This window comes from Bacillus sp. LNXM12-1, assembly GCF_003004375.1.
GTDB lineage: Bacteria > Bacillota > Bacilli > Bacillales > Bacillaceae > Bacillus.
Window position 1 is genome coordinate 287,210 of record NZ_PVWX01000001.1, and the last position, 12,550, is coordinate 299,759.

Annotated in this window: 13 protein-coding genes; all 13 read left to right on the top strand. The window is 41.7% G+C overall.

Features of this window, described 5'->3' with window-relative positions; genetic code table 11:
* The first annotated feature begins 6 nt into the window (after positions 1 to 6).
* The 13 genes from nusA to C6Y07_RS01525 all read left to right on the top strand — a co-directional run bounded on the left by nusA (position 7) and on the right by C6Y07_RS01525 (position 12,519).
* Positions 7 to 1,122 (top strand): transcription termination factor NusA, encoded by a 1,116-nt coding sequence (nusA, locus tag C6Y07_RS01465; RefSeq protein ID WP_007499530.1) that lies wholly within the window; start codon positions 7 to 9, stop codon positions 1,120 to 1,122.
* Between the two features lie 15 nt (positions 1,123 to 1,137).
* Positions 1,138 to 1,428, top strand: coding sequence for an RNase P modulator RnpM (rnpM, locus tag C6Y07_RS01470; protein ID WP_058013969.1), 291 nt, complete (start codon positions 1,138 to 1,140; stop codon positions 1,426 to 1,428).
* Positions 1,415 to 1,717 carry a YlxQ family RNA-binding protein gene (locus C6Y07_RS01475; protein ID WP_034662287.1) on the top strand — a complete coding sequence of 101 codons (303 nt, stop codon included), beginning with the start codon at positions 1,415 to 1,417 and terminating at the stop codon, positions 1,715 to 1,717. Before rnpM ends, C6Y07_RS01475 begins: the two co-directional genes overlap by 14 nt.
* A 19-nt stretch (positions 1,718 to 1,736) precedes the next feature.
* The gene (gene infB / locus C6Y07_RS01480; protein ID WP_106047799.1) at positions 1,737 to 3,857 is read left to right on the top strand and encodes a translation initiation factor IF-2; all 2,121 of its coding nucleotides are present in this window, start codon (positions 1,737 to 1,739) and stop codon (positions 3,855 to 3,857) included.
* Positions 3,854 to 4,132, top strand: a complete 279-nt coding sequence (locus C6Y07_RS01485) for a DUF503 domain-containing protein (RefSeq protein ID WP_012009994.1) — start codon at positions 3,854 to 3,856, stop codon at positions 4,130 to 4,132. Before infB ends, C6Y07_RS01485 begins: the two co-directional genes overlap by 4 nt.
* A gap of 17 nt (positions 4,133 to 4,149) precedes the next feature.
* On the top strand, positions 4,150 to 4,500 hold the full coding sequence (gene rbfA / locus C6Y07_RS01490; RefSeq protein WP_007499525.1) for a 30S ribosome-binding factor RbfA: 351 nt from the start codon (positions 4,150 to 4,152) through the stop codon (positions 4,498 to 4,500).
* A 68-nt stretch (positions 4,501 to 4,568) separates the two neighbouring features.
* Positions 4,569 to 5,498, top strand: coding sequence for a tRNA pseudouridine(55) synthase TruB (truB, locus tag C6Y07_RS01495; RefSeq protein ID WP_066030895.1), 930 nt, complete (start codon positions 4,569 to 4,571; stop codon positions 5,496 to 5,498).
* 18 nt (positions 5,499 to 5,516) lie between these two features.
* On the top strand, positions 5,517 to 6,467 hold the full coding sequence (gene ribF / locus C6Y07_RS01500; RefSeq protein ID WP_060596294.1) for a bifunctional riboflavin kinase/FAD synthetase: 951 nt from the start codon (positions 5,517 to 5,519) through the stop codon (positions 6,465 to 6,467).
* Between the two features lie 155 nt (positions 6,468 to 6,622).
* A complete protein-coding gene (gene rpsO, locus C6Y07_RS01505; protein ID WP_008354438.1) occupies positions 6,623 to 6,892 on the top strand; it encodes a 30S ribosomal protein S15 in 270 nt (89 codons plus the stop codon).
* 181 nt (positions 6,893 to 7,073) lie between these two features.
* Entirely contained in the window at positions 7,074 to 9,191 is a 2,118-nt protein-coding gene (gene pnp, locus C6Y07_RS01510; RefSeq protein WP_106038733.1) for a polyribonucleotide nucleotidyltransferase, read from the top strand.
* 174 nt (positions 9,192 to 9,365) lie between these two features.
* Entirely contained in the window at positions 9,366 to 10,259 is an 894-nt protein-coding gene (locus C6Y07_RS01515; RefSeq protein WP_223250457.1) for a polysaccharide deacetylase family protein, read from the top strand.
* A 33-nt stretch (positions 10,260 to 10,292) separates the two neighbouring features.
* Positions 10,293 to 11,522 carry a M16 family metallopeptidase gene (locus C6Y07_RS01520; RefSeq protein ID WP_106036798.1) on the top strand — a complete coding sequence of 410 codons (1,230 nt, stop codon included), beginning with the start codon at positions 10,293 to 10,295 and terminating at the stop codon, positions 11,520 to 11,522.
* 73 nt (positions 11,523 to 11,595) lie between these two features.
* Positions 11,596 to 12,519 carry an aminoglycoside phosphotransferase family protein gene (locus C6Y07_RS01525; RefSeq protein ID WP_106038732.1) on the top strand — a complete coding sequence of 308 codons (924 nt, stop codon included), beginning with the start codon at positions 11,596 to 11,598 and terminating at the stop codon, positions 12,517 to 12,519.
* The last annotated feature ends 31 nt before the right edge of the window (positions 12,520 to 12,550 follow it).

Genomic DNA, 12,550 nt, shown 5'->3' on the forward strand with positions numbered 1-12,550 from the left:
ATAAAAATGAGTAGTGAGTTGTTAGATGCCCTGACTGTTCTTGAGAAAGAGAAGGGTATTAGTAAAGAAATTATTATTGAAGCGATAGAAGCTGCACTCATTTCTGCATATAAGCGTAACTTTAATCAAGCACAAAATGTTCGTGTTGATTTAAACCGCGAAACGGGAACGATTCGCGTATTTGCAAGAAAAGATGTTGTAGATGAAGTGTATGATTCTCGCCTTGAAATCTCTGTAGATGATGCAGCCAATATCAACCCGAATTACATGGTAGGTGACGTCGTTGAAATTGAAGTCACGCCAAAAGACTTCGGACGCATTGCAGCTCAGACAGCGAAACAAGTGGTGACGCAGCGAGTGAGAGAAGCAGAGCGAGGCGTGATCTACACTGAGTTTATCGATCGCGAGGAAGACATTATGACGGGAATCGTTCAGCGAATTGACAGTAAATTCATTTACGTGTCACTTGGCAAAATCGAAGCCCTTCTTCCGGTCAACGAACAAATGCCAAATGAGGATTACAAACCACATGACCGCATTAAGGTGTTTATTACAAAAGTCGAAAAAACAACAAAAGGACCACAAATTTATGTGTCTAGAACACATCCAGGTCTTTTAAAGCGTTTATTTGAAATTGAAGTGCCAGAAATTTATGATGGTACTGTAGAGCTTAAATCGGTTGCTAGAGAAGCTGGGGACCGTTCTAAAATATCTGTTCGTACAGATGATCCTGATGTTGACCCAGTTGGTTCTTGTGTTGGACCAAAAGGTCAGCGTGTACAAGCAATTGTCAACGAGCTAAAAGGCGAAAAAATTGACATTGTCCATTGGTCTAATGACCCGGTTGAATTTGTTGCCAATGCATTAAGTCCATCAAAAGTACTTGATGTCATTGTAAATGAAGAAGATAAGGCGACAACAGTTATTGTCCCTGATTATCAGCTGTCGTTAGCCATTGGTAAAAGAGGTCAAAATGCTCGTCTTGCAGCAAAGCTGACTAGCTGGAAAATTGACATTAAAAGCGAAACAGATGCAAGGGAACTCGGTATTTTCCCAAGAACTGAAGACTCTGAATCTCTTTTCTTAGAGGCTGAACCAGTAGCTGAGGAATCTGACGAATAAGAGGTGATGTAAAAGGTGAATAGCCGAAAAAAAATCCCGCTTAGAAAATGTGTCGTGACGGGAGAAATGAAACCAAAGAAAGAACTGATCCGTGTTGTTCGATCTAAAGAAGGTGAAGTGTCTGTTGACGCAACCGGAAAAAAGAACGGACGCGGAGCTTACCTTTCTCTCGATAAAGAAACCATTCTTGCGGCAAAGAACAAACGCAGTTTACAGCAGCAATTTCAGACACAGATTGACGAACACATATTTGAAGAATTACTAGAACTAGCTGAAAAGGTGAAAAAACCAAATGACTCAATCTGAATGGTATCCTTTGCTTGGTCTAGCAAATCGAGCTCGTAAAGTCGTGTCAGGAGAAGATCTTGTGATCAAAGAAATTAGACATGCGCGTGCTAAGCTGGTTCTTCTTGCAGCAGATGCCTCATCGAACACAGAGAAAAAGGTATCTGACAAATGCAAATTTTATAATGTTCCGGTTAGAAAAGTTGAAGACCGTTCCGTTCTCGGACGTTCTATTGGGAAAGAAGCTCGCGTAGTTGTCGCTGTCACTGACCAAGGCTTCGCTAAGAAGCTGATAAGCTTGCTCGATTAATTTATTTGGGGGTGAACGAATGGCTAAAGTGAGAGTATATGAATACGCAAAAGCCATAGATGTTTCAAGTAAAGATATTATAGCAGCGCTTAAGGATATGAACGTGGAAGTGAACAACCACATGGCGACGCTTGAAAACGACACTGTGAAAAAGCTAGACGCTATCTATAAAAAAGCCAAAGCAAAAGAGACAGCTAACGAGAAACCCGCAGAACAAAAAAAACAATCATCTAACAAAAACAATGATAGAAAGAAGAATGACGTGCAGAATAATCAATTTAATAAAAACAAAAAAAACAACAACCAAAACAAAAACAAAAATAAACGCGGTGGGAATAACAAACCGCAGCATCAGCAAGCTAGACCTGTGAAGCCTAAGAAAGAGCTTCCTGAAAAAATTGAATTTACAAATTCAATGACAGTAGGCCAGTTGGCTGAAGAGCTTGGAAAAGAAACAGCTGAAATTATCAAAAAGCTGATGATGCTTGGTGTTATGGCAACCATTAACCAAGAGCTGGATAAAGATACAGTTGAATTAATCGCTTCTGAATATGGCGTTCCAGTAGAGGAAGTCATTATTTTAGAAGAAACTGAACTTGAAAAGTATGAAGTTGAAGATAAAGAAGAAGATATGCAAGTACGCCCTCCAGTTGTGACGATCATGGGACACGTTGACCACGGGAAAACAACGCTTCTTGACAGCATTCGTAAGACGAAAGTCGTCGAAGGCGAAGCTGGTGGAATCACGCAGCATATCGGTGCTTACCAAATTGAAGAAAACGGCAAGAAAATCACGTTCCTTGATACACCTGGACACGCAGCATTTACAACGATGCGTGCACGTGGTGCTGAGGTAACAGATACGACAATTCTGGTCGTTGCAGCAGATGATGGCGTGATGCCGCAAACGATTGAAGCCATTAACCATGCGAAAGCGGCAGAAGTGCCAATCATTGTCGCTGTCAACAAAATTGACAAACCAACAGCGAACCCTGACCGTGTGATGCAGGAATTAACGGAGCATGGTTTAGTACCAGAAGCTTGGGGCGGCGAAACGATCTTCGTTCCTCTATCTGCAAAAACAGGTGAAGGCATTGACGAATTGATCGAAATGATCCTTCTTGTCAGCGAAGTAGGAGAACTGAAAGCCAACCCAAATCGTGCGGCAAAAGGGACTGTCATCGAGGCTGAGCTTGATAAAGGAAGAGGATCTGTTGCAACCCTTCTTGTTCAAACTGGTACACTTCATGTAGGTGACCCAATCGTTGTCGGAAATACATTTGGCCGCGTTCGTGCAATGGTTAATGACATCGGACGCCGCGTGAAAACAGCAGGACCATCTACACCTGTTGAAATCACTGGTTTAAATGATGTACCGAATGCAGGGGATCAGTTCCTCGTATTCAAAGACGAAAAAACAGCTCGTCAAGTGGGTGAGGCGCGTGCTTCGAAACAGCTTGATGAACAGCGTTCAGACAAAGCGAAATTATCTCTAGATGACCTATTTGAGCAAATCAAACAAGGTGAAGTGAAAGATATCAACTTGATCGTGAAAGCAGACGTACAAGGTTCTGCTGAAGCACTGACGGCCGCTCTTCAAAAAATTGAAGTAGAAGGCGTAAAAGTGAAAATCATCCATACGGGTGTTGGAGCGATTACAGAATCTGATATTATATTAGCAAGTGCTTCTAATGCGATCGTGATCGGATTTAACGTACGTCCTGATGGAAATGCGAAGAGCACAGCTGAAACAGAAAACGTAGATATCCGCTTACACCGCATTATTTATAAAGTCATCGATGAAATTGAAGCTGCGATGAAAGGAATGCTTGACCCTGAATATGAAGAAAAAGTCATCGGTCAAGTTGAAGTTCGTCAAACGTTCAAAGTATCTAAAATCGGTACAATTGCTGGTGGTTATGTCACTGAAGGAACCATCACAAGAGATAGTGGTATCCGCTTAATCCGTGACGGCGTCGTTATTTTTGAAGGCGAAGTTGACGTATTAAAACGATTCAAAGATGACGTGAAAGAAGTTTCACAAGGCTATGAATGTGGTATTACCATTAAGAAGTACAATGATATCCGTGAAGGTGATGTCATGGAATCATTCGTTATGCAAGAAATCGAAAGAAAATGATCGGTTATACCGAATGTGAGTGCATCATCTATGATGCCTCCTCACTGAAGGAAAAACGTGCGGTTCTTCAGCGTATATTGACAAGAACGCGCCATAAATTCAATGTAACCATGGCTGAAATGGATTACCAGGACACATGGCAGCGTACATCAATTGGAATCGCCGTGATTTCCTCCTCTCGGGTTCAAGTGGAAAAGGAATTGCAGCGTGTTTTAAGCTTTATTGATTCTTTTCCTGAAATTGAACGAACGATCACGAAAACTGAGTGGTTTTAATTAGAGGTGATAAGATCATGAGTATGAGAGCAACCCGCGTGGGTGAGCAGATGAAAAAAGAATTAGGTGACATCCTAGGCAGAAAGCTAAAAGATCCAAGAATTGGCTTTTTGACTGTAACCGATGTTGAAGTATCCGGTGATTTGCAAATTGCGAAAGTTTACATTTCTGTTCTCGGTGACGAGAAAAAAAGAGAGGAAACCTTAAAAGGCCTTGCAAAGGCTAAAGGGTATATCCGCTCTGAAATCGGCAATCGAATTAGACTTCGCAAAACACCAGAACTGCACTTTGAATTCGATGAATCCGTAGATTATGGAAATCGAATTGAAAGCCTGATTGCTGAACTAAACACAAAAGATCATGAATAAGACGTTGAAATAAGGATAGGCGATGATCGTCTGTCCTTTTTCATCGTTTATGAAAGGAGAGAACGCAGATGATAAATGGTGTTCTTTTATTACATAAAGAAAGAGGAATGACCTCTCACGACTGTGTGTTCAAAGTGAGAAAGATCTTGCATACAAAAAAAGTCGGACATACAGGCACTCTCGACCCGGAGGTATCAGGTGTTCTGCCCATTTGTATCGGAAGAGCAACGAAGATTGTCGAATACTTAACAGATAAATCGAAAACGTATGATGCAGAAATCACGATTGGCTTTTCTACAACAACAGAAGACCAAACAGGTGAGATCGTAGAAGAAGAAAAGGTTCAAAAACCCATCTCAGAAGAAGAAATTGATGCTGTGCTGAAACAGTTTCAAGGAACCATTGAACAAATTCCTCCCATGTTTTCTGCTGTGAAAATTGGCGGAAAAAAACTCTATGAATATGCAAGAGAAGGCATTGAAATTGAGCGGCCGAGCCGTGAAATTACGATTCACCGTATCGAGCGGACAACACCTGCTTTATTTGAGAATGGAAAGGTATCATTTAGATTCACCGTTTTATGCTCAAAAGGAACGTATGTCAGAACCTTAGCGGTTGATATTGGAAAGAAACTAGGGTTTCCAGCCCATATGTCACATCTCATTCGCACAGGGTCAGGTGATTTTACACTAGATGAATGCATCACCCTTGATGAGCTCCGAAATATAAGCGAGGAAGGAGCAGTAGATGAGCACCTTGTCCCGATCGAGCGCGCGCTCAATCATTTGCCGAAATGGGAGATAAATGATACATTAGCAAGTAAAGTGGAAAACGGTGCAGTCCTGCCAATGCCTGATGAATTCGCTCATTTCGCAGAGGAAGATCGTGTCGCTGTCTTTGCTCCTTCAGGTCGCTGTATGGCGATATATATGAAGCACCCGACCAAACAGAATCTGATGAAGCCGGCGAAGATCTTATCTCAGGACAAGCAATCTTAAAGAAAAGGTGACCATCTCGTGAAGACTATACATATTTCACACCCACATACATTGAATCAAAAGGATCAAGACCCTTCTGTTATGGCTTTAGGGTATTTTGACGGTGTTCACCTCGGACATCAAAAAGTTATTGACGCAGCGAAAAGCATTGCGAGAAAAGAAGGATTGGCTTTAGCAGTCATGACCTTTCATCCGCATCCATCACATGTTTTGCAAAAAGCACGTGAACCAAAGGACTTAATTACACCGCTTGAGGATAAAATTGATTTCATCGAACAGCTGGGCGCTGACTATTTATACATTGTGCAATTCAGCGAAACCTTTGCAGCGCTGTCTCCTCAAGAGTTTGTGGATCAATATTTGGATGAGCTGAATGTGAAGCACGCAGTAGCCGGTTTTGATTTTACGTTTGGCCGTTTTGGTGCAGGCACAATGGAAACATTCGATGAGTACGGAAAAGGGCGTATTACGGCCACCATCGTTCCTAAGTTGTCCAATCAAGACCGTAAAGTCAGCTCTACACTCATACGTTCCGCATTGAAAAATGGGGATGTTGAATATGTGAGTGAGCTTTTAGGAAAACCTTATCAGCTGCGCGGTATTGTCATTCATGGAGATAAGCGAGGACGGACGATCGGCTTTCCGACTGCAAATGTCGGTTTATCTGCTGAATACATTATTCCGCCAACAGGGGTTTATGCAGTAAGAGCAGAAGTCAAAGGCAAAGTGTATGACGGTGTTTGTAACGTTGGCTATAAACCAACCTTTTATGAAAAGCGCCCTGATCAGCCTGCCATTGAAGTAAACCTCTTTGATTTTAACGAAGAAATATATGGTGAACCGATTAAATTACAGTGGTTCAAACGCATTCGCAGTGAACAAAAATTTAACGGAATCCAGGAGTTAACGGCTCAAATCAGTCAAGATAAAGAAGAAGCGATTCAGTTTTTTCAAGATCAGCTAAGGTAAACAAAAAATTCATAGAAAAACAGCTCTACCATTTGCAAATTCAGCATATTTTTAGTATGATTATTCCTGTAGCTTTAAAACCACTTACTTGGCAGGCCGACTTCACCGACGGTTGCGAGGTAGATGGGGCTAACATGATTTGGAGGTGAAACAGGATGGCTATTACTCAAGAGCGTAAAACTCAATTAATTAATGAGTTCAAAACACACGAATCTGATACTGGATCTCCAGAAGTTCAGATCGCTGTCCTAACAGAATCAATTAACAACTTGAACGAGCATTTACGTACTCATAAGAAAGATCACCACTCACGTCGCGGTCTTTTGAAAATGGTAGGTAGACGTCGTAATCTTCTTACGTATCTACGTAATAAAGACGTAACTCGTTACCGTGAGTTAATTAACAAACTAGGCTTACGTCGATAATCGTAAAAAGCGGGAGGATTCCCGCTTTTTTATCGTATAATCACTAATATTTTATGGTTAAAATGTTGAAAGAATGGCAAAAACCCTTCTACATACACCTTTCACATTGATATGTGAAAATCATTTTGTTCATAATAAGAATTAACTAAAATTTCAAGATAAGAGAGGAGTTTTTCTCAGAATGGGACAAGAGAAACATGTCTTCACCATAGACTGGGCTGGACGTCAACTGACAGTTGAAACTGGCCAGCTTGCAAAGCAAGCAAACGGAGCGGTCCTCGTACGCTACGGAGATACAGCTGTGCTTAGCTCAGCAACAGCTTCTAAAGAACCAAAACCACTTGATTTTTTCCCGCTCACTGTGAACTACGAAGAAAGATTATACGCAGTAGGTAAAATTCCTGGAGGCTTCATTAAAAGAGAAGGCCGTCCAAGTGAAAAAGCGATCCTTGCGAGCCGCTTAATTGACAGACCAATCCGTCCATTATTTGCAGATGGATTTAGAAACGAAGTACAAGTCATTAGTATCGTCATGAGTGTGGATCAAGATTGTTCATCTGAAATGGCTGCAATGTTTGGCTCATCTTTAGCATTATGTGTGTCTGACATTCCATTTGAGGGACCAATCGCCGGCGTTACAGTAGGACGAGTTGATGGAAAGCTGATCATCAATCCAAATGTAGAGCAGCTTGAACAAAGTGACATCAACCTTGTAGTCGCTGGAACAAAAGATGCGATCAACATGGTCGAAGCTGGTGCTGATGAAGTACCAGAAGAAACAATGCTTGAAGCCATCATGTATGGTCACCAAGAGATCAAACGCTTAATCGAATTCCAAGAGGAAATTGTCAAGGCAGTCGGTAAAGCAAAAATCGATATTCCTTTATATGAAGTAGATCAAACGTTAGCAGACGAAGTAAAAGCACTTGCTGAAACAGACCTGCTGAAAGCGATTCAAGTACATGAGAAGCATGCACGTGAGGATGCAATCAGTGCTGTGAAAAAAGCTGTGGTTGAGAAATTTGAAGAAGAAGATCGCGACGAAGCGACGATTAAACAAGCGAAGGATGTATTAAACAAGCTTGTCAAAAATGAAGTTCGCCGTCTGATCACTGAAGAGAAAGTACGTCCAGATGGACGCGGTGTAGATCAAATCCGTCCACTTTCTTCAGAAGTAGGACTTCTGCCAAGAACGCACGGTTCAGGTCTATTTACAAGAGGACAAACACAGGCGCTCAGTATTTGTACATTAGGTGCACTTGGCGATGTGCAAATTCTTGACGGTCTAGGCGTTGAAGAATCGAAACGCTTCATGCACCATTACAACTTCCCGCAATTCAGTGTTGGTGAGACAGGTCCAATGCGTGGCCCAGGCCGCCGTGAAATCGGACATGGAGCGCTAGGTGAACGTGCATTAGAACCAGTGATCCCATCTGAAAAAGATTTCCCTTATACGGTTCGCCTTGTGTCTGAGGTACTAGAATCAAATGGATCTACTTCACAAGCAAGTATTTGCGCAAGCACACTTGCGATGATGGATGCGGGTGTTCCAATTAAAGCACCAGTTGCAGGGATTGCAATGGGGCTTGTGAAATCTGGTGAATACTACACAGTGCTGACAGACATTCAAGGAATGGAAGATGCACTTGGCGATATGGACTTTAAAGTTGCCGGTACATCAAAAGGTGTAACAGCGCTTCAAATGGATATCAAAATCGATGGTCTATCAAAAGACATCTTGGAGGAAGCTCTCCAACAAGCGAAAAAAGGAAGAATGGAAATCTTAGAAAGCATGCTGTCAACGATTCCTGCTTCTAGAGGAGAATTGTCTCGTTATGCACCAAAAATCTTAACGATGAAGATCAATCCTGATAAAATTCGTGATGTCATTGGACCAAGCGGTAAACAAATCAATAAAATCATTGAAGATACCGGTGTGAAAATCGATATTGAACAAGATGGTACAATCTTTATCTCTTCTACAGAAGAAGACATGAACCAAAAAGCGAAGAAAATCATTGAAGATCTTGTGAGAGAAGTTGAAGTGGGGCAACTTTACTTAGGTAAAGTAAAACGCATTGAAAAATTCGGTGCTTTCCTTGAAATCTTCAGCGGCAAAGATGGACTTGTTCATATTTCTGAGCTTGCGCTTGACCGTGTAGGCAAAGTAGAAGATGTCGTGAAGATTGGCGATGAATTACTTGTCAAAGTCACTGAAATCGATAAACAAGGCCGTGTGAACCTTTCTCGCAAAGCTGTTTTACGTGAAGAAAAGGAAAAAGAAGAAAAACAGTCTTAATGAAATGTGTTAGAAGCCAGGTATCCGTACCAGGCTTCTTTCTTTTCTTGCGCTAACAATAGTTCTAGCTTGTTTCTCCCCATCATAATTTGTGGTAAAGGGGAGGGACAGCCATTGAAAAAAACGTTACCATTCATTGTGTTTGTATTTTTACTGCTCGTGTCATATCAAACGATGAAGCAGCCGGCTGCTGTTACATATATTGAATCAATGAAAGAGCATGCTGAGGTTGCATCTGTTTCAAAAGATATTTTATATCAAGAGATTGAATCGAAGTCTTCTGACTATGAAGTGAAGGCGCAAAATGCTAAGATTGATAAAGTGTGGAAAAAGATGCCTGGTCTAAATGGACAGACAGTCAATATCGATGCCTCTTATGAAAAAATGAAAAAACAAGGGTCATTTGATGAAAAGCTGCTTGTTTTCAATGAAACAAAACCTTCTATTCATTTACACGAACTTGGTGCTGAGCCCATTTACAAGGGACATCCAGATAAAAAAATGAATGCTTTCCTCATCAACGTGGCTTGGGGTGACGAGCATTTAATCAAGATGTTAAAGACACTGGAAAAGCATCAGGTCAAGGCGACCTTTTTCTTAGAGGGCAAATGGGTGAAAAAAAGCACGGATCTTGCTAAAAAAATCGTGGCAGATGGTCATGAAATTGGAAACCATTCATACAATCACCCGGATATGCGCACACTGACAAGAGAACGAGCATTAGAGCAAATTACCAAAACGAATCGTCAAATTGAAGAATCCCTTGGAAAAAAACCGAAGTGGTTCGCCCCTCCTAGCGGCAGCTTTAAAGAAGAAACAGTGAAACTCGCTGCTGAAGAAGGAATGGAAACCATTATGTGGACGGTAGACACCATTGACTGGCAAAAACCGTCACCAGACATATTACAAAAACGGGTGCTTGGGAAAATTCACAATGGGGCGATGATATTAATGCATCCAACAGATTCGACGGCGAAAAGTCTTGACGCACTTATCACTCAAATTAAGGAAAGAGGATATGAATTAGGAACGGTTTCAGACCTCCTAAGTGAAAAAAGACATCCGTGATCCGATCTGTTTGTTGAATAGGAGGAGCAAAACTTGGTCAAAACGTATACATGCCAAAACGGAGTAAGAATTGTACTTGAAAACAATCCCACTGTAAGATCTGTCGCAATTGGCGTCTGGATTGGAACTGGTTCTAGACATGAGACACCAGAAATTAATGGAATCTCACACTTTCTGGAGCATATGTTCTTTAAAGGGACAAAGACGAGATCTGCACGTGATATCGCAGAATCCTTTGACCGCATTGGTGGTCAAGTGAATGCCTTTACGTCAAAAGAATACACTTGCTACTATGCAAAGGTGCTTGATTCACATGCTGGCTACGCCCTCGATGTATTAAGCGACATGTTCTTCCACTCCGCTTTTGATGAAGAAGAGCTGAAAAAAGAAAAAAATGTAGTCTATGAAGAAATCAAAATGTATGAGGATACACCTGATGATATCGTTCATGATCTGTTGAGCAAAGCGATTTATGGTGATCATTCTTTAGGCTTCCCGATTTTAGGAACAGAAGAAACACTTTCTACTTTTAACGGAGGCTCTCTTAGAGCTTATATGGATGAATTCTACACGCCGGACCGCGTTGTGATCTCTGTTGCAGGGAATGTGGATGACACCTTCATTCGAGAGGTTGAAAAGTTGTTCGGTTCGTATGAAACGAAAGGGAAAAAACAGCCTTTAGAAGCGCCGCAATTTCACTATGACAAGCTCACACGCAAAAAGGAAACAGAGCAAGCGCATCTATGCATGGGCTTTAATGGCCTCCCAGCTGGAGATAAAGGCATCTATGACTTAATCGTCTTAAACAATGTTCTTGGCGGAAGCATGAGCAGCCGCTTGTTCCAGGATGTAAGAGAAGACAAAGGACTCGCTTATTCCGTTTTCAGCTATCACAGTTCATTTGCAGATAACGGCATGCTGACGATTTATGGCGGGACTGGAGCGAAGCAGTTAAACCTGCTCTCTGAAACCATCTTACAAACATTAGACGTCTTAAAACGTGAGGGAATCACGCAAAAAGAGCTTGAAAACTCTAAGGAGCAAATGAAAGGGAACCTCATGCTCAGCCTTGAAAGCACAAACAGCAAGATGAGCCGAAACGGTAAAAATGAACTGCTCCTTGGCAAACATCGTACACTCGATGAAATTATTGACGAAATCAACCACGTCACATTAGACGGCGTGAATAACTTATCAAAACGAATCTTTACAGAAGATTATGCGCTCTCGCTTATTAGTCCGACGGGTGATCAGCCATCATAATGTAAACAACACGGCAGGCTTCTAAGAGGTCTGCCGTTTTATTGTATATAAAGAAGAAGGGAGCACTGCTTTCATGGAACATGAAAAACTGAAACGCCTCTCTCCGCTTCTGACACAAGCCATCTCCTTCCAGCCGATGACATCTGGCTTTTCAGGAAACCGTACTTATCTCGTCACAACATCCTCTAGTGAAAAGCTAGTGCTCAAGCTATCAAACCTCAAAACGTATTCCAGCTTTAAAAGAAAAGCGTCAGTTCAGCGAAAGTTAAAAGATCGAGGGCTTCTATGTTCTGAAGTGATGGAGATTGGAATGAATGCTGAACTTAACTGTACCTATCGTATTTTCTCCTTGATTGAAGGAGAGAATGCTAGAGCATCCATCCATCTGCTCACAAATGAAGAGCAGTATGAAATCGGGAGGCGGGCAGGCAGAGAGCTGAGTTTCATGCATACATGTCACGCACCTTCTCATGTCGCGCCATGGGATGAGAGAGTCATGGCGAAACATGAACGGTATGTACATGCCTATCAATCAAGTGGAGTAACTTTTGCTCAAGATCAATTCGTATTAGATTTTATCAAATCACATGCTGATGCGGTAAAGGCGAGACCGAACCAGTTCCAGCATGATGATTTTCATTTAGGGAATATTATCATTCAAGGAGGTGAGTATGCCGGCGTGATTGATTTTGATCAATCTGACTGGGGTGACCCGGTTCATGACTTTTATAAATTGTCCTTATTTAGTCGAGAAAGCAGTATTCCGTTTTCAGCAGGGCAACTGGATTACTATGTAAGTACGCAGGCCACAGACGATTTTTGGCTTCTTTTTTCCATCTATACAGCAATGAGCTGCTTTTCTTCTATTGTATGGACGCTTTCTTATGACCCTAAACATGTAAAAGAAATGGTGAACCGAGTGGAGAGAATGCTGGCAGACCATGATCGCTTTCATCTACTGAAACCAGCTTGGTATTCAAATTGGCATCATTCATAACTTGAAAAAGCGGGACGGTCTATTTCTTCTT

Coding starts and splice junctions, on each gene's coding strand:
- C6Y07_RS01485 (WP_012009994.1), top strand. CDS start 3,854: ATGATCGGTTATACCGAATGTGAGTGCATCATCTATGATGCCTCCTCA.
- infB (WP_106047799.1), top strand. CDS start 1,737: ATGGCTAAAGTGAGAGTATATGAATACGCAAAAGCCATAGATGTTTCA.
- nusA (WP_007499530.1), top strand. CDS start 7: ATGAGTAGTGAGTTGTTAGATGCCCTGACTGTTCTTGAGAAAGAGAAG.
- truB (WP_066030895.1), top strand. CDS start 4,569: ATGATAAATGGTGTTCTTTTATTACATAAAGAAAGAGGAATGACCTCT.
- C6Y07_RS01515 (WP_223250457.1), top strand. CDS start 9,366: ATGAAGCAGCCGGCTGCTGTTACATATATTGAATCAATGAAAGAGCAT.
- C6Y07_RS01525 (WP_106038732.1), top strand. CDS start 11,596: ATGGAACATGAAAAACTGAAACGCCTCTCTCCGCTTCTGACACAAGCC.
- C6Y07_RS01475 (WP_034662287.1), top strand. CDS start 1,415: ATGACTCAATCTGAATGGTATCCTTTGCTTGGTCTAGCAAATCGAGCT.
- pnp (WP_106038733.1), top strand. CDS start 7,074: ATGGGACAAGAGAAACATGTCTTCACCATAGACTGGGCTGGACGTCAA.
- rpsO (WP_008354438.1), top strand. CDS start 6,623: ATGGCTATTACTCAAGAGCGTAAAACTCAATTAATTAATGAGTTCAAA.
- rbfA (WP_007499525.1), top strand. CDS start 4,150: ATGAGTATGAGAGCAACCCGCGTGGGTGAGCAGATGAAAAAAGAATTA.